The organism is Collinsella aerofaciens, assembly GCF_040915545.1.
In the GTDB taxonomy this organism is placed as follows: Bacteria; Actinomycetota; Coriobacteriia; order Coriobacteriales; family Coriobacteriaceae; genus Collinsella; species Collinsella aerofaciens_BE.
In genome coordinates this window covers 16,283-32,322 of record NZ_JBCPDH010000025.1, presented here as the reverse complement: position 1 = coordinate 32,322, position 16,040 = coordinate 16,283, and the positions used below count along the sequence as shown (strand labels likewise).

Annotated in this window: 16 protein-coding genes and 1 tRNA gene; 4 read left to right on the top strand and 13 right to left on the bottom strand. The window is 61.8% G+C overall.

Going from position 1 to position 16,040, the window contains the following annotated elements; all coding sequences use genetic code 11:
- The first annotated feature begins 157 nt into the window (after nt 1-157).
- The 4 genes from AB5202_RS08010 to AB5202_RS07990 all read left to right on the top strand — a co-directional run bounded on the left by AB5202_RS08010 (nt 158) and on the right by AB5202_RS07990 (nt 3,888).
- The gene (locus AB5202_RS08010) at nt 158-1,009 is read left to right on the top strand and encodes a BspA family leucine-rich repeat surface protein (protein WP_368144147.1); all 852 of its coding nucleotides are present in this window, start codon (nt 158-160) and stop codon (nt 1,007-1,009) included.
- A gap of 533 nt (nt 1,010-1,542) precedes the next feature.
- Nucleotides 1,543-2,049, top strand: coding sequence for a DUF6273 domain-containing protein (locus AB5202_RS08000; protein ID WP_368144149.1), 507 nt, complete (start codon nt 1,543-1,545; stop codon nt 2,047-2,049).
- A gap of 349 nt (nt 2,050-2,398) precedes the next feature.
- Nucleotides 2,399-2,650: a type II toxin-antitoxin system RelB family antitoxin gene (gene relB, locus AB5202_RS07995; RefSeq protein WP_368144150.1), complete on the top strand. Its 252-nt coding sequence runs from the start codon at nt 2,399-2,401 to the stop codon at nt 2,648-2,650.
- Between the two features lie 419 nt (nt 2,651-3,069).
- Nucleotides 3,070-3,888 carry a DUF6273 domain-containing protein gene (locus AB5202_RS07990; RefSeq protein WP_271759265.1) on the top strand — a complete coding sequence of 273 codons (819 nt, stop codon included), beginning with the start codon at nt 3,070-3,072 and terminating at the stop codon, nt 3,886-3,888.
- A gap of 511 nt (nt 3,889-4,399) precedes the next feature.
- Here the strand turns inward: AB5202_RS07990 and AB5202_RS07985 are convergent.
- The 13 genes from AB5202_RS07985 to cmk form a co-directional block, all read right to left on the bottom strand.
- Nucleotides 4,400-4,476, bottom strand: a tRNA-Pro gene (locus tag AB5202_RS07985).
- An 80-nt stretch (nt 4,477-4,556) separates the two neighbouring features.
- Complete coding sequence (coaBC, locus tag AB5202_RS07980; protein WP_368144152.1) at nt 4,557-5,771, bottom strand: bifunctional phosphopantothenoylcysteine decarboxylase/phosphopantothenate--cysteine ligase CoaBC; 1,215 nt, start codon at nt 5,769-5,771, stop codon at nt 4,557-4,559.
- Between the two features lie 2 nt (nt 5,772-5,773).
- A complete protein-coding gene (locus AB5202_RS07975) occupies nt 5,774-6,493 on the bottom strand; it encodes a zinc ribbon domain-containing protein (RefSeq protein ID WP_368144154.1) in 720 nt (239 codons plus the stop codon).
- A complete protein-coding gene (locus AB5202_RS07970; protein WP_368144155.1) occupies nt 6,490-7,299 on the bottom strand; it encodes a Nif3-like dinuclear metal center hexameric protein in 810 nt (269 codons plus the stop codon). The genes AB5202_RS07975 and AB5202_RS07970 overlap by 4 nt, the downstream gene beginning before the upstream one ends.
- The gene (locus AB5202_RS07965; protein WP_368144156.1) at nt 7,296-8,474 is read right to left on the bottom strand and encodes a cysteine desulfurase family protein; all 1,179 of its coding nucleotides are present in this window, start codon (nt 8,472-8,474) and stop codon (nt 7,296-7,298) included. Before AB5202_RS07965 ends, AB5202_RS07970 begins: the two co-directional genes overlap by 4 nt.
- Nucleotides 8,475-8,480: 6 nt before the next feature.
- Nucleotides 8,481-9,152 (bottom strand): ribulose-phosphate 3-epimerase, encoded by a 672-nt coding sequence (gene rpe, locus AB5202_RS07960; RefSeq protein ID WP_022095090.1) that lies wholly within the window; start codon nt 9,150-9,152, stop codon nt 8,481-8,483.
- 18 nt (nt 9,153-9,170) lie between these two features.
- Nucleotides 9,171-10,178: an NAD(P)H-dependent glycerol-3-phosphate dehydrogenase gene (locus AB5202_RS07955; RefSeq protein ID WP_368144157.1), complete on the bottom strand. Its 1,008-nt coding sequence runs from the start codon at nt 10,176-10,178 to the stop codon at nt 9,171-9,173.
- Between the two features lie 9 nt (nt 10,179-10,187).
- On the bottom strand, nt 10,188-10,871 hold the full coding sequence (gene plsY / locus AB5202_RS07950; RefSeq protein WP_117746592.1) for a glycerol-3-phosphate 1-O-acyltransferase PlsY: 684 nt from the start codon (nt 10,869-10,871) through the stop codon (nt 10,188-10,190).
- Nucleotides 10,864-12,198, bottom strand: a complete 1,335-nt coding sequence (der, locus tag AB5202_RS07945; RefSeq protein ID WP_368144158.1) for a ribosome biogenesis GTPase Der — start codon at nt 12,196-12,198, stop codon at nt 10,864-10,866. Before der ends, plsY begins: the two co-directional genes overlap by 8 nt.
- Nucleotides 12,199-12,208: 10 nt before the next feature.
- Complete coding sequence (locus AB5202_RS07940; RefSeq protein ID WP_368144159.1) at nt 12,209-13,651, bottom strand: DUF512 domain-containing protein; 1,443 nt, start codon at nt 13,649-13,651, stop codon at nt 12,209-12,211.
- Nucleotides 13,652-13,653: 2 nt separating this feature from the next.
- Nucleotides 13,654-14,553 (bottom strand): 4-hydroxy-3-methylbut-2-enyl diphosphate reductase, encoded by a 900-nt coding sequence (locus tag AB5202_RS07935; RefSeq protein WP_368144160.1) that lies wholly within the window; start codon nt 14,551-14,553, stop codon nt 13,654-13,656.
- A gap of 2 nt (nt 14,554-14,555) precedes the next feature.
- Nucleotides 14,556-15,284, bottom strand: a complete 729-nt coding sequence (locus tag AB5202_RS07930; protein ID WP_195445797.1) for a lysophospholipid acyltransferase family protein — start codon at nt 15,282-15,284, stop codon at nt 14,556-14,558.
- Nucleotides 15,285-15,287: 3 nt separating this feature from the next.
- Nucleotides 15,288-15,974 carry a (d)CMP kinase gene (cmk, locus tag AB5202_RS07925; protein ID WP_368144161.1) on the bottom strand — a complete coding sequence of 229 codons (687 nt, stop codon included), beginning with the start codon at nt 15,972-15,974 and terminating at the stop codon, nt 15,288-15,290.
- Nucleotides 15,975-16,040 lie beyond the last annotated feature (66 nt).

The window sequence follows — 16,040 nt, the reverse complement described above, 5'->3', positions numbered from 1 at the left end:
GCTTGCCCGTATCGTAGGCAATGCGCCGAATGCTCGCCATCGAAATTTATCGATGGCCTATTTCAGACTGTAATGGGTATCTCCCAGATTTACCCGCCGCCCGAAGGGGCAGTCGACAGTCGAGTACGTACTGATCATCGCGATCATCGTCCTGGTGGTGCTGATCGCGGGACCGTGGGTCTCGTCGGCGATCACAAACCAGTTCAACACGGTGGCGGGGACGCTCGGCAACGGAATCTCAAAGGGGAGCTGGGAGTCGGGCGGCACGGGCGGCGGCAACGGGTCGTTGACCGACGCCGACATCGTGGACCCCGTTCACAGGATAGCGTTCGCCGTGTACTCGAAGGACGACCACAGCCTCATGTTCTACAAGTGCCGCGGGGTCCCCAGAGTCGGTGACATGCTCAACAGCCGCCGCGTGACGGCGGTGTATACGGGGTTCGAAAATGGATACGCCACCGCGACCGTGGGAAACGACGGCAAGACGACTGCCCACTGGTGGCCTAACAGAAATAATATCGTGGCCGTAAAGGCCGTTGACGATGGCATAGAAATCCACTCGTTGGCATTTTGCTTTCAGTACATGGAGAACTGCAAGAGCTTTGATCTGGCAAAGTTCGACATGTCGAACTGCACAAATCTGCAGCACGCATTCGCGTATTGCGGCAATGCGACTTCCTTCAGTATTTCAAGCTGGGATACGTCCTCGGTCGTCGAATTCGACTCGGCGCTCAAAAACCTTTACAAGGTCGAGGAGATTGACATCTCCGGATGGTCGACGCGGAAAGCCGGCGATTTACGCCTCCTTTTTTCCACCGACAGTTCGCTGAAAAGCGTGAAATTTGGACCAGGGTGGAAGACCTCAGATGTTATGGATATGCTCGGCATGTTTAGCTATTGCAAAAATCTAAACCTCGACTGTTCCGATTGGAATGTCCCAACCTATGCTAATCATAGTGACTTCAATCACTGCGCCCCCGGCGTTATCCTCCCGAAGGCGTGGCAGTAGGTCTGAAGAAACAAAACGGCAAGCAGTTTATGTGGCGCGGGCACCCGTGCCGCCGTTGCCTCAGCGGCACGTTACGGGCTAGTCGGTTCGCTTTAACGTACGCTCTGCATGCAATATCAATCCCCATGCGAAGGGAGTGTCGCATATGCATGCAGCGGCAATTAACCTTCGGGGGGGGGGTGGGTATCTCCTAGGAATACCCGCCTCCGAGGCCAAGGAGCCATCGAGTACGTTCTGGTCATCGCGATTATCGTCCTGGTTGTGATGATAGCCGGCCCTTGGGTCTCGTCGGCAATCAGGAACCAGTTCAACACGGTGGCGGGAGTATTGGTAAACGGGACAGCAGGTGGGACTTGGGAACCGAGCGGTTCCGGCAGCGGTAACGGCGCGGGTTCCGCGACCGTCCAGGCGGCGCTCGCCAAGGACGCGAAGGACACGCGAAGGACTGGACCCTCGGTGAGCAGAAGGCAGTTGCCGAGGACATCGCCGCCAAGGGCGAGGCGTCGCCCGCCTACGCCAAGGCGAAGGCCGCGATGGATGCCGGCACCGAGTTCTCGATGAAGCTCACCGATGGCAAGACGCTGACTTACCGCATTATCGGCATCAATCATGATGACCTTGCAGGCGGATCCGGCAAGGCGGGCCTCACGTTCCTCACCACCACGACGGGCATTTGGTCCCCCATGAACGCGATTGACACCAACGCCGGCGGTTGGGAGAAGTCTGAACTCCGTCAGAAAATGAACTCCGGCAAGATCTGGAATCTGATGCCCTCCGATTTCCAGTCCAAGGTGAAGGCCGTCAAGAAGCTATCGAACAATGTCGGGGGCGGTGATGAGAACAAGAACGCCGCCGTGACGGCTACCTCGGACAAGCTGTTCCTGCTCAGCTACTCTGAGATCGCCCCCACCTCCTATTGGGCATCCTATCCCTGGACTTCCTCCGAGGGCACCCAGTACGAGGCCTTCAAAGGCAAGGTGACGGAGAACTATAATCCCAACTCTGCCATTGCCATTGGCAGCGGTTGGTGGGAGCGTTAGGTGTTTCCGAACGCCTCGAAGGGCTTCCTCCATGTCGACAGCAGCGGCAATCCGTCGGACAGCAACTCCGCGCCGGGCTGGTTTTGCGTCTCCCCCGCCTGGTGCTTCTAGCTTGTCTAGCGCAAAGCCCGCGTTACCCCGCGCGTGCTTTCTTTTGGCGACCGAACGAACGGCTTCAGGTTCATGGCACGGGTAGTCGGATTGAAGAGAAATGGGGTCATACAGCGGCTCTCAGAGCGCCTGCCGCACTCCCCCGCCATTACCTCTGCTGCGTCCTCGTATAGAGTCCATCCTGCTTGGTGTTTCGAGTTCGGGGCGTATACGGTGGGTGGATAATGGATTCACTTCGATGACGGCGTTTACGGGAGCGACCATGGCGATGCGCGAGATCGCGGTCAAGTTCGATGAGGGCGAAATGGCCTTGATTCAGGGCCATGCGGACGCCACGGGCATGACCTTTTCCGAGTTCGTGAGAAGGGCCGCGTTCGAGAAGGCTGAGGACATGGCGGACATCGAGGCCTACAACGAGGCTTTGGACGGGGACTGCGGCACTCGCTACCCGATGGAAGAGGTCGTGCGCATGGCGGTGAAGGCTGAGTGATTGTCCACACGCGTTGTCTGTCTCGGCTCTAAAGGCTTCTCTTGGGCGGGGTTCGGCTTATAGCCGGGTCCCGCTTTTTTGCGGCTTTCAGTTGTCTTTCTGAAGGTATGAAATGGCTGCCTCGATATGAATACGGTCGGCATTCGAAGCGGACGTTATAGCCGCGCTAATATCGCATGACTTTCTCCCCTGCCGTCATCGTTGCCGCAGCGGCAAGACCGTTGCAAATACTTGGAATAGCCCTACGCTCGGCTCGTATTGCAAACCCCGAGTGAAGGGAGCCGTATATGCATGCAGCGGCAATTAACCTTCGGGGGGGGGTCGCTCCTGAAACGACCCGCTTCCGAGGGCAATCAATTATCGAGTACGTCCTGATCATTGCCGTCATCGGCCTGGTCATCGTGTTCGCGGGACCCGGCGTGGCCGGAGCCATCCGAAACCAGTTCAACCTGGTCGGCAACACGGTGAACAATGGGACGGTCGGCGGCGTCGAGGGAGGCGCGTCCGGTGGCGGCTCCGCAGGCGCCGATTCCGCGGCCGTCCAGGTGGCCATCGCCAAGGACGCGAAGGACTGGACCCTCGACGAGCAGGAGGCGGTTGCCAAAGACATTGCCAAGAACGGTACATCGTCTATCGCCTACGCCAAGGCCAAGGCCGCCATGGATGCCGGCACCAAGTTCTCGATGAAGCTGACCAATGGCAAGACGCTCGAGTACCGTATCATCGGCATCAACCACGACGACTTGGCCGATGGTAGCGGCATGGCAGGCTTGACGTTCGAGGCGACCAACTCTGCCTTGGGTAGCCAGAGAATGAACGCTACGGACACCAATGCCGGTGGTTGGGATAAGTCCGAGCTCCGTACCCGCCTCAACAGCGGTGACCTCTGGTTGCTCCTGCCCAGCGAGCTCCAGTCAAAGGTGAAACCCGTCACAAAGACAACCGATAACGTTGGCGGTAACGGGGGCGGTGCCCCCTCGGCGACGACCGACAAGGTTTTTCTGCTCTCGGCAACCGAAGTATACGGGGATATGCAATCTGACGGCATCCAGTACGAGTGCTACAAATCCAAGGGCGTGACGGGGTCGAACTATTCCGGTGCATCAGGCTATAGCCACTGGACTCGTTCCGTGAGACCGCGCAGCTCCACATCCTTTCGCTATGTTCAAAGCGGCGGTATTTGCTACAGCTACAGCGCGACGGACTCGTTTTATGTCCTCCCCGCTTTCTGCTTCTGATCTCTTTCATCGCAAAGCCCCCGCAATCCTGCGAGGGCTTTTTTTTGGCGATTACTCAAACAATTCGAGGTTCATTGTACAGGTAATCGGGTTGAGGAGAAATGGGGTCATACAGCGGCTCTCAGAGCGCCTGCCGCACTTCCCCGCCATTACCTTTGCGGCATCCTCGTATGGAGTCCATCCTGGTTGGCGTTTTGTTGTAACCGCTCACTTGTCCACAGATCAAGTGAACTGCTGGAATAAATACAGCGACACACTAGTTCGTTACAGTCGCCATATCTGCGTAAATCGCCGCGATAAATACAGCCTGTACTCGTCTGTATACCAGCTACGCGTATGTAGATTCATGTCGCGTTAATAAATCGGCTCAAGCGCGTGCAAAACGCGCAAGTAGCCGCAAAAAGCGATTATCGCGCAGGTAGATTTTTGGCACCCTGTTGCTTAATCAAAATTAAGCAATTGCTTAAAACAAAAAAAAAGTCAGGCACTAGGTGCCTGACCTGCAAACTTCTGGTCGGGACGACTGGATTCGAACCAGCGACCCCTTGACCCCCAGTCAAGTGCGCTACCAAGCTGCGCCACGTCCCGAAGCTTATGTTTGTTGCTCTGCTCTCGCTTGCAACAGGGAGTATATTAACCCGAAACTTTAGACTTGTGCAAGAACTTTTTTATAAATTTTGAAGCAAGTCCAAAATTGTATCTGCGAGCTGGGGTTTTGTTAGCACGGGAAGTTCTTGCGTACCCGTTGTGCTCACAATCCAGGCCTTGTTAGTGTCGGTTCCAAAGCCCGAATCGGCGCGCGAGACATCGTTGGCGATAATGGCATCGCAGCCCTTGCGGGCCAATTTGCGCTCGGCGTACTCGACAACGTTATCGGTCTCGGCCGCAAATCCGATTACGCACCGCTCGCCCTTCTGGCGCGAGAGCTCGGCCAAAATATCGACCGTTTCGACAAGCTCGATGCGATCCAGGCGTTCGTTGGCCTTTTTGAGCTTATGGTCCGCAGGGGTGGCGGGGGTATAGTCGGCGACGGCGGCCGCACAAATTGCCGCATCGGCCGTCTGGAAGGCGCTGAGCGCTGCCTGCAGCATTTCAGCGGCGGTCTGCACGCGCACGCACTCCACGCCGCGGGGGACATCGAGCGATGTCGGTCCCAGCACAAGCTTGACCGCAGCACCGCGGCGAGCGGTCTCCCCTGCCAGGGCGATGCCCATCTTGCCTGATGAGCGGTTGCCAATGAATCGCACCGGGTCGATTGGTTCGTGCGTGGGGCCGGCAGTGATGACGACGCGCTTGCCTGCCAGGTCCTGAGGCACGGGTTTGAGCACCTCACATACAGCCTCGACGATGTCCTCGGGCTCGCTCATGCGTCCCGTGTCCACGTCGCCGCAGGCAAGGTAGCCGCTGCCGGGTCCCACAACATGGACACCGCGCTCGCGCAGCGTGGCCATGTTGGCCTGCGTCGCCGGCGCCTTCCACATGCCGTTGTTCATAGCGGGTGCGATCACGATGGGTCGCGGCGTCGCAAGCAGCGTGGTGGAAATAAGGTCATCGGCGATGCCGTTGGCCATCTTGGCGATGATATTGGCCGTCGCGGGCGCCACGACCACCAGATCGGGCTCCTGCGCAAGCGAGATATGGTGGATGGGGTCAGACGGGTCGTCGAATAGCCCAACCGCGACCGGCTCATTGGTGAGCGCGCGGAACGTGAGCGGGCCCACGAACTCCGTGGCATGCTCGCTCATAACGACTTTGACACGTGCGCCGCGCTTTTGCAGCAGGCGCACGATATTGCACGACTTATAGGCGGCGATCCCGCCGGTAATGCCCAGCAGGATCGTTTTTCCCTCAAGTTGCATTGAATTGTTGGATGCCGCCGTCATCGCTAGGCTTCCTTGCTCGGGAGCACCAGGAGGCGGTGGCAGTACGGACAGTGCGTAATCTCGCTACCGTCGTGGTTGAGGTCGCTCATGGACGATGCCTGCAGCGCGGTGTGGCAGACCGTGGGGATGTTGCCCTGGATGGTCTCGACGGCCAAGCCGCGGAACTGCTTGAGCAGACGCTCGTAGTCGGTGAGCACGTCGGCCGGCAGCGTGGCGGCAAGAGCGGTGCGCTCCTTAGTGGCGGCTTCGATCTGAGCCTGCAGGTCGGCAGCCTTGGCGCGGGCGGCGTTGGTATCGGCCTTCACGCCCTCCTCGAACTTGGCGATGATGGCCTGCGCGCGGGTCTCGCGGTCGAGCGCCTCCTTATGGGCGACAACGACATCCTTGCGGGTGTGCTCAATCTTGTCCAGGCGCTTGGCCAGGGTGGCGAGCTCGTTTTCCAGGTCCTGTACCTCGCGGTAGTCGGAGCCGTCAACGTGGCGCTTCTTAGCGGCCTCGATGGCGTTATTGGTCTGGATCTCGGTGGTGTTGAGATCGTCGAGCTCAATGTCCAGATCCTTGCGCTGGGCGTAGAGCTTGGTCATCTCGGACTTGAGCTTCACATAGGTCTTGCGCTTGGAAGCGAGCTCCTTGAGCTCCGGCATATTGGCAAGTTCGCTCTTGTTGCGGGCGAGCTCCAAATCGATCTGTTGCAGCTTGAGTAGCGTAGCGCCGGCGCTCATAAGTTCTCTCCTTTTGTCACAGTCCACCATTGGCAAGGGTTCAGTATTTTAATCGCATGACGGGGGTTGACCCCGGCGTCAACTGCAGAGTTCATCAATATATCAACGAACGGCTCCTCGGAGCGGTCGTGGCCGAGCAAGATGACGCCCAGACCGCGCAGAGCGAGGTCCTGCGCCACGTGATAGCCCGCCTCGCCCGTCACGACGACATCCGCACCCGCGGCGATGGCGAGCTCGCCAAAGTCGCCCAGGGAGCCGCCCAGAATGGCGACGGTGCGGCACGGGCGCTCGGCATCGCCCCATACGCGCGGGTCGCTTCCGAAGGCCGTGGCAGCACGGGCGGCAAGATCGCGCAGCGTATACGGGTCGTTGAGCGTTGCAAGCGCGCCCAGGCCGGTGGCTTCGGGGTCGTCCACGTGCTCCAGTGAGCTTACGGGTGCAGCACCCAGCAGCTTGCTCAGGCGGACACGGGCTTCGTGCGAGCGGTCCAGGTTGGTGTGGAGCGATATGATGCTCACGCCGCAACGCGCTGCCTCGTAGAGCGCCGCGCTGCATTGGGGACGTGTGGCATCCGCCGGACAAAAGGCCTCGGGTGCCTTGATGTATATGGGATGATGCGTCAGCAGCACGTTGGCGCTTGCTTCTTGGGCGCGGCGAACATTAGCTTCAGTCGCATCGAGTGCGCAGGCAACGCCGGTGATCTCCGCGGCCGGATCGCCAACGGAGAGTCCTACGTGGTCCCAGGGCTCGGTGTCCGTCTTGGGATAGCGTGCCAGTAGCGCGCGCTCGAGCTCGGCGACGATCATGCGGCACCTGCGATCGAGAGCAGCGTCTGGGCAAACTCGTCCAGATCGTCCGGATTCACGCGGTCGTCAAAGGAAATGCGCAGTGCACCTAGTGCCTGCTCGCGACCAATGCCCATGGCGCTGAGCACATGGCTCGGGTCCATGCTGCCGCTCGAGCACGCCGAGCCGGCCGAAACCTCAAAGCCGGCGGCATCGAGCTTGACGATGAGCTCCTCGGAGTCCATGCCATCAACGTAGATCGACACCATGCCCGGCAGGCGATCGGCCTGTGCGTAGTCGCCCATGGTGGCGTGAATGCGCTGGTGGGCCGTAAGCGTGGCGTAGAGCTTGTCGGAAAGGGCTTGCAGCTTCGCGCGCTCCTGAGCCACATGGGGCGTCAGAGACGAGGCGGCAGCGGCAAAGGCGAGCTGCGTTCGCAGGTCTTGCGTGCCGGCACGACGACCGGCCTCCTGTCCGCCGCCAAAGATGCGCGGGCGCAGCGGCGTGCGGGTCTTAACGTAAAGCGCGCCGGATGCCACGGGACCGCCAATCTTGTGGGCTGCGACGGACATGGCGTCGACGCCCAGCTCGGCGGCATCGAGCGGAATGTGCAGATAGCCCTGGATGGCATCGGTGTGGAACAGGGCGCCAACGGTATGCGTGGCCGCGGCAAGCTCGCGGATGGGCTGCACCACGCCGGTCTCGTTGTTGGCAACCATGATGCTCACGAGCGCCACGTCGTCGCCTAGCAGCTCGACAAGCGTGGCAGGCTCAATGTAGCCCATGCGGCAGGGCTGCACCAGGTCGACGGTAAAGCCGGCGGCACGCAGCAACGGCAGGTTGTCCAGAATCGAATCGTGCTCGATGGCAGATACGATCACGCGGTTACGCTTACGGTCGCGCTGACGTGCACCCTCGGCAAGACCGAGTAGCGCCAGCTGGTTGGCTTCGGTGCCGCCGTTGGTCAGAACAATCTCAGACGGGCGAACGCGCGCGCCAAAGCTGCGGGCGATCTCGCGACGTGCAACCTCCAGACGCGCGGCAGCCTTGCGGCCGAGCGAATGCAGCGAGTTGGGGTTGACGCCGGCAAGCTCGCTGTCGTCGTACTCGCGCTGCGCAAGGAGCGCCTCGGCGCGCATAGGCGTCGAGGCGGCGAAGTCAAGATTCACGGGTATGCGGTTTTGACCTGCGGTCATAAGGGTTTATGCCTCCTGTGCGGCCTCGTTGCCCAGCTTCTGCAGCAGCGCAACCTCGGCGGCGGGATCTTCGGACTTAAATACGGCGGAGCCGGCAACGAGCACGTTGGCGCCGGCCTTGACGACCTCGGCAATGTTCTTGGAAGAGATGCCGCCGTCGACCTCGATGAGGGGCGAAACGCCGTGGCGCTCACACATGGCCTTGAGCTCGTGCAGTTTGGCGATGGTGCCCGGGATAAAGCTCTGGCCGCCAAAGCCGGGGTTCACGCTCATTAGCAGCACCATATCGACGACGTCGATGATGCTCTCGAGAACGCACACGGGGGTGGCGGGGTTGAGCACCACACCGGCCTTGACGCCGCGCTGCTGCAGATGCGTGAGCGTGCGGTGCAGGTGCGTGGAGGCCTCGTAGTGCACGGTGATCATATCGGCACCGGCGTCGGCGTACCAATCGACCGTTTCGTCGGGGTTCGACACCATCAGGTGCGCGTCGACCGGTACATCGGTGGAGCGCTTGACGGCCTTGAGGATGTCAACGCCAAAGGTGAGGTTGCCGGTAAAGTGACCGTCCATAACGTCGAAGTGCACGTAGTCGGCGCCGGCGATTTTGTCGAGCTCGCCCTTGAGGTTGGCCATGTCGGCCGAAAGGACGGACGGAGCGATTTTGATGGAACCCATGGTAGAAGCCTTTCTGCGCTAGTCGGTGAGTCCGTAGAACTCTTGAGAAGGGACGCGATCGGTAAGAATCTCGAGCGCCCTATCTAAAGTAACACCGTTGTAGAGCGTTTGCTCCACGGCAAAGGTGAGCGGAATGTCTACGCCCAGTGAACGGGCAAGCTCGCTGACGCTGCGGGCCGCGACGGCGCCCTCAACCACCATATGCGTGCGCGTCTGATACTCGTCGAGCGATACGCCATGAGCGAACTCGTAGCCAAAGGTGCGGTTGCGCGAATGCTCCGAGGTGCAGGTGGCAATGAGGTCGCCCATGCCGGCAAGCCCCATGCAGGTTATAGCCTGCCCGCCGCGGGCATGCACCAGACGGCTGATCTCGGCCAGGCCGCGCGTCATGATGAGGGCGAGCGTATTGTCGCCCGCACCGGTGCCGGCGGAGATGCCACATACGATGGCGATGACGTTTTTCATGGCGCCGCAGACCTCGACACCGGTCATGTCTTGCGACAGATAGATGCGAAAGGCCGTTGACAGGAGTAGGTCCTTAAAGGTCTCCCCTACCTGCGTATCTTCGCTGGCGATGACGGCGGCAGAAAGACCTCCGCGGCAGATTTCCTCAGCATGGTTGGGGCCCGAGAGCGCCGCCACGCGCGACTCGTTGCCGATCTCGCTGGCGATGACCTCGCTCATGAGCAGGCCGGACTCGGGCTCAATGCCCTTTGTGAGGCAGAGCGCCGGGGTATCGGCGGCGATAAAGGGAGCGGCCTGGTGGCACACGCTGCGAAGGTGCGTCGAAGGAACGGCAAAGATGATGGCCTCGGCACCGTCGAGCGCCTGTACCAGCTCCGTCGTGGCGACGACGTTGCCGGGCAGCTTGTAGCCCACAAGGTAGCGGGGGTTGCGGTGCTCGCCGTTAATGCCGGAGGCCGTCTGCTCGCTGTGGGCCCACATGGTCACGCGCTCGGCCCGCGCGGCGGCAAGGCCCGCGACGGCGGTTCCCCAGGAGCCGGAGCCAATCAGCGCAACATTCATGACTCTCTCCTACTTATCGTCGGGCTCGGTGACGCGCTTGGTAAACGAGAGCTTGGACTCCTTACCCGTCATGAGCTTTTTGATGTTCGCACGATGGGCCCACACCACGGTGATGCCGATCAGCGCCATGCAAAACTTAAGTCCGAGGCTGCTGTACGGAAAGACCGCGCAGGCAGCGATGGGAAGACCGATGGCCGCGGCAAGCGAGCCCACCGACACAAACTTGGTGATGGCGACGGCCACGATAAACATGCCCAGCAGCGAAAGTCCGATGGGCCAGTACCAGGCGAGGATGACGCCCAGACCAACTGCGATGCCCTTGCCGCCATGGAAGTTGAGGTAGGGCGAGAAGATATGGCCCCACACGGCTGCCAGGCAGATGACGCCGAGCATCCAGTCGCCGGCGGCACCGGGGGCCATAATGCTCACGGGGAAGCCATAGCCCAAGTCGGCAATGAGCGGACGCGCGATAAGGACGCAGATGGCGCCCTTAAGGCAGTCGAGCAGCAGCGTGAGCGCGGCCACCTTGGGGCCGGCCACGCGCAGGGCGTTGGTGGTGCCGATGTTGCCGGAACCCGCCTTGCGGATGTCGGTGTGGTTGAACACGCGGCCCAGGATCAGGCCAAACGGAATTGCTCCGATAAAGAACGAGACCACGGCGCAGATGGCGGTCAGCAGAATCGGATTATGCATCCTTTTGCTCCTTCTTCCTAAAGAAGAGTCGAATGGGTGTGCCGGCAAAGTCGAAGGTCGAGCGCATGCGGTTCTCGATGTAGCGCTGATAGGTGTCGTTGACCAGATCGCTGTGGTTGACGAAGAACGTGAACGTCGGCGGGTTGACGCCCGTCTGGGTCACGTAGTGCATGCGCAGGCGGCGCTTGCCGTCCACCACGGTATGACCGAACTCGCGCAGATCGGTGAGGAACGTGTTGAGGCGCGAGGTGCTGATCTTTTGCGAGCGCGTCTTTTCGGCGGCGTCGACCATCGCCCAAATCTTCTCGACGCTGCGGCCAGTGAGGGCAGAGATGCGCAGGTACTGGGCCCAGGGAGCCATGACGCCCAGACGGCGGTCGATGGTCTCCATGCAGGCCTCGCGCTTGCGATCGTCGTCGAGCAGGTCCCACTTGTTTAGCAGCACAACGATGGCGCAGCCGCGCTCGATGGCAAGGCCCATGACCTTCTGGTCCTGCTCGGTAACGCCCACGGAGGCGTCGACGACGAGCAGCGCCACGTCGGCACGGTCGATGGCGCGCAGGCCGCGGACCATCGAGTAGTACTCGATGTTCTCGTACACGGTGCTCTTCTTACGGATACCCGCAGTGTCGACCATGCGGTAGTGCTTGCCGTTGCGCTTCACGACGGTGTCGATGGCGTCGCGCGTGGTGCCGGCAATGTTGGACACGATGGAGCGGTCGGCGCCCAGGATGCGGTTGAACAGCGAGGACTTACCGGCGTTGGGGCGGCCGATGATAGCCACGTTCAGCGCATCGGGGAACTCGTCGGCGATCTCGTCCTCCTCCTCAGGAAGCTTGGCCACGATGTCGTCGAGCAGGTCGCCCGTGCCATGACCGTGCAGCGCCGAGAGCGGCGTGGGCTCGCCGATGCCGAGGGAATAGAACTCCCAGATGCTGTCGTTCTCGCGATCGGGGTTGTCGAGCTTGTTCACCAGCAGAAAGACCGGCTTGTCGCAGCGCTTGAGCATGCGAGCGACCGACTCGTCCTCCTCGGTGACGCCGGTGCGGCCGTCGACCACAAACAGGATGACGGCGGCTTCCTCGGCGGCGGCGAGGGCCTGGTCGCGAATGGACGTGGCGAAGACGTCATCGCTCTTGAGCGGCTCGATGCCGCCCGTGTCGACGATGGTGAACTCGCGGCCGTTCCAATCGGCCGTGTGGTACGAGCGGTCGCGCGTGACGCCGCGGGACTCGTGGACGATGGCGTCCGAGGTCTGGGCCAGGCGGTTAACGAGCGTGGACTTGCCCACGTTGGGGCGTCCGACGACGGCGACGATAGGTTTCATCTGCTCTCCTTTAATGGGTAGGGTCAGTGGAAGTGTTAGAGTCTGCGGGCACAATGCCAAGGATGTGCTCCAGGGTATCGAGCAGCTCATGCGGCATGGTCGACACCACATGGACCTCGGCGCCGCGACTGGTAAGGCTTGCGAGTAAATCGTCACGATGATACTCGTCAAGCGTCATGCCGTCAGCGTTGAACATGAGCTTAGGCACAAAGAGCATAACCCCCGAGAGGTCCTGCGGCAGCTGTTCCAGAATGTCGCAGGCGACGATGAGGCCGGTCACGTCCACGTTGCCGCCAAAGTAGCGATTCTTGATGGCCGTGACGGTGCCGGCGAGCCCCTGCGGCGATTCCACGAAACGTGCCACGGTGTCGCGTGCGCTGGCGCCCGAGAGGCACAGCAGGTGCTGGCTGCGAGCGGCGATGGCCTCGCGGACGCGGGCCAGTCGCTCGGCATCGGCGGCAAGCACATCGTCCGTCTCGTCTAGGTATGAGCGGATCATGCCGATACCGTCGTAGTACTGCGGATAGCCGTCGTAAAAGTCCGCCTCGGGCGGATCGATGCCGGCGTCCAGGTAGAACTCGTCGCTCATCTGGAAGGTGTGGCGGCCAAAACGCTCGAAGGCGCGGTCCTGGTAGGGACGGATCATGGCAATGGTCTCGCGCGCCAGTTCGGGCTTGTCGCTGTATGACCAGCTAAAGCGGTTCTGATGCTTGGTAAAACCGAGCGGCACAATGCCCAGGCTTGTGATTTGCTCGTGCTCCTCGCAAAAGCGCAGGGTCTTTTCCAGCTCCTCGCCGTCGTTCATGCCGGGGCACAACACGATCTGCGCGTGAATCTCGATGCCGGCGGCCATGATGGCCTCGAGTACGTCCATGCCGCGCTGGGCGTTGCGGCCCATCATACGACGGCGGACGTCGGGGCTCACGGCATGGACCGACACGTTCATAGGGCTCATGTTGCGTTGGATGACGTTTTGCACGTCCTCGTCGGTGAGGTTCGTGAGCGTGACGAAGTTGCCCTGCAAAAAGCTCAGGCGGTAGTCGTCGTCGCGAATATAGAGCGTGGAGCGGCCGCCCTTGGGCAACATGGTCATAAAGCAGAACACGCAGGCGTTTACGCAGGTACGCATGCCGTCGAAGATGGGGCCATCGAACTCCAAACCCCAGTCCTCGCCCGGGAAGCGGTCGAGCTCGACGGGGGTGACGGTGCCGTCGCGCGGGTCGAAAACCTCGAGGTCGACGGTGTCGTCGTCGGCCTCCCAGAGCCACACGATCATGTCGGTGAGCGCCTCACCGTTGACCGTGAGCACGCGCATGCCCGGCTCGATACCCACATCCCACGCGGGCGATTCGGGACGCACGTTCTTTACGAGCGCGCCCTCACCCGGCTCGGGGTCGCGGCTGCGCCCGTAATCGGCCACCTCGGCGGCGTATGCGGGTACGGTCTGGTCCATGATTAGCGGCAAAGCTCCTTGATGCGCTCGACGGCGCGCTCGACGTGTTCTTGCGGGGTGGAGGCTCCGGCGGTGATGCCGATGTGGTGAGCGTCGGTAAACCAAGCGGTCTCAAGCTCTGAAGCTTCCTCGATGTGATGCGTGCGCTCGCAGGCGTCTGCGCAAATCTGCGCCAGGCGGCGGGTGTTGCCCGAGTTCTTGCCGCCCACGACGACCATGCAGTCGCAGCGGTTGGCAAGTGTGGCTGCTGCCTGTTGACGCTCACTCGTGGCGGCGCAGATGGTGTTGATCACACGCAGCTCCTGCACGCGCGGGGTGATAGCTGCCACGACCTCGGCGAGGTTCTGCGCGGTCTGGGTGGTCTGCACGACGAGGCCTACCTTGCCCTTGAACGACAAGGCGTTGGCGTCGGCGGCACAGCTCACGACCAGCGCATCAGTGCCGGCGTGGCCCAGGATGCCCTCCACCTCAGGGTGACCTGGCTCGCCTACGACCACCACGCGGTAGCCCTCGCGCACCAGGCGCTCGGCTGCCATATGGACCTTCTTCACGTAAGGGCAGGTGGCGTCGACGACGTTAAGGCCACGCTCGCGAGCGGCATCGATCACCTGCGGCACCACTCCGTGCGCGCGAATGATTACGGTGCCCGATGCGGCGTCGTCCAGGTTCTCGGCCAGGCCAACGCCTGCCTCAGCGAGCTCGCGCACCACGATGGGGTTATGGATGAGCGGACCCAAGGTATGAACCTGAGTGCACTCCCCTGCCTGCGGCGCGGCGGCTAGCGCCATATCGAGCGCACGCTGTACGCCGTAGCAAGTACCGGCGTGGGCTGCGATCTCGATGGTAGGCGCGGTTGCCTGGTCGGACGCAGTCGCGGCGGTGTTCGTCACATTCTCGCTCATGGCTAGAACCTGCCCGGATGCTCGGCGCACAGCTCGTCTCGCATAGCGTAGACGCGGTTCATGGCCTCGGACTCAAACCATTCCAGGCGCTCCGTGCGTTTAAGCCCGGCCGGTGCGTCGGAAAGCGAGACGGCCTTGCCGGCGCGGATCCAGCACTTCTTGGGGCGCATGAGCTTTTTGCCCGCAGGCGTAATATCGGACCAGCCGCAGATGGCGAGCGGGTTGACGGGCGCCTTGCCCATCTGGGCGATGAGCGCAAAGCCGCCGTGGACCTCGGGCTTGATATCGCGCGAGCGGATGCGCGTGCCCTCGGGGAAGATCAGGACGTCCTCGCCGCGCTGCAGCGCATGCTGGGCGGCGCGCAGGCACTTCATATCGGCAGTACCACGCTCCACGGGGATGCCGCCAACGCGGCTGAAGGCCCAGCGCACAATCTTGCTCTTGGCGAACTCGGACTTAAAGATGGGGCGAATGCGGCGGCCCCCAAAGAACAGCGCCGTCTCTACAGCCAGGAGCTCGGCCATCGAGGTGTGGTTGCAGATGACCACGCTGCCGCGGCCTTCCTGGCGCTCAAACAGCAAGTCGGCGTCCTCGACCTTCCAGCGCCACATGAGCTTGGAGAAGGCCCAAAGGATGGCCATGACTACGACGACGGTGCCGCGGATGAGCGCTGGAAACTCGGCGTAGGGGGCGTTGTAATAGTCCTCGGGCGTCTGCTGAAACAGGCGCATGGGCTACCTCCTTTGGTTGATGAGGTCCTCGATAATGCGGACGACCTCATCGATGGTGTGGGCGGTGGAGTCGACGTGCACCGCGTCCTCGGCGGGCACGAGTGGCGCGACCTCGCGGCTGCTGTCGAGCTTGTCGCGCTGCTTGAGGGCGTCGAGGGTCTCGTCGACCTCGGCCTCGAGCTGCTCGGCAGTAAGCGGCTGGGCGTCGTTTTGGTGGCGCTGCAGCACGCGGCGACGGGCGCGCTCGCGCGGGTCGGCGGTCAGGAACACCTTGACCTGCGCGTTGGGGAACACAACGGTGCCGATGTCGCGACCTTCGGCCACGATATCGCGGTCTTCGGCTGCGCGGCGCTGATGGATGAGCATGGCGGCGCGCACGCCCGGGTAGGCCGAGACCTTGGAGACGTTGGCGTCCACCTGCGGGGTGCGGATGGCAGCCGAGGCGTCCTGGCCGTCGATGGTCAGGCGCGTGTCCTCGCCGGTGCCGTTGGTAAAGCGGATTTCGATCTGCTCGGCGAGGGCGTTGATGGCCGCCTCGTCGTCCAGGTCGATGCCGCGATCGAGCGCGGCGAAGGTGACGGCGCGATACATGGCGCCCGTGTCGAGCTTGTTAAAGCCCAGCTGGCGGGCGATCTCCTTGGCGATAGTAGACTTGCCGGAACCGGCGGGGCCGTCGATGGCGACGATCATGCAATGCTTCCTTTCGGTGGTTGACGTGCTGGTATGGGACGCAGGCGCTGCGGCTTGGCGGGTTGC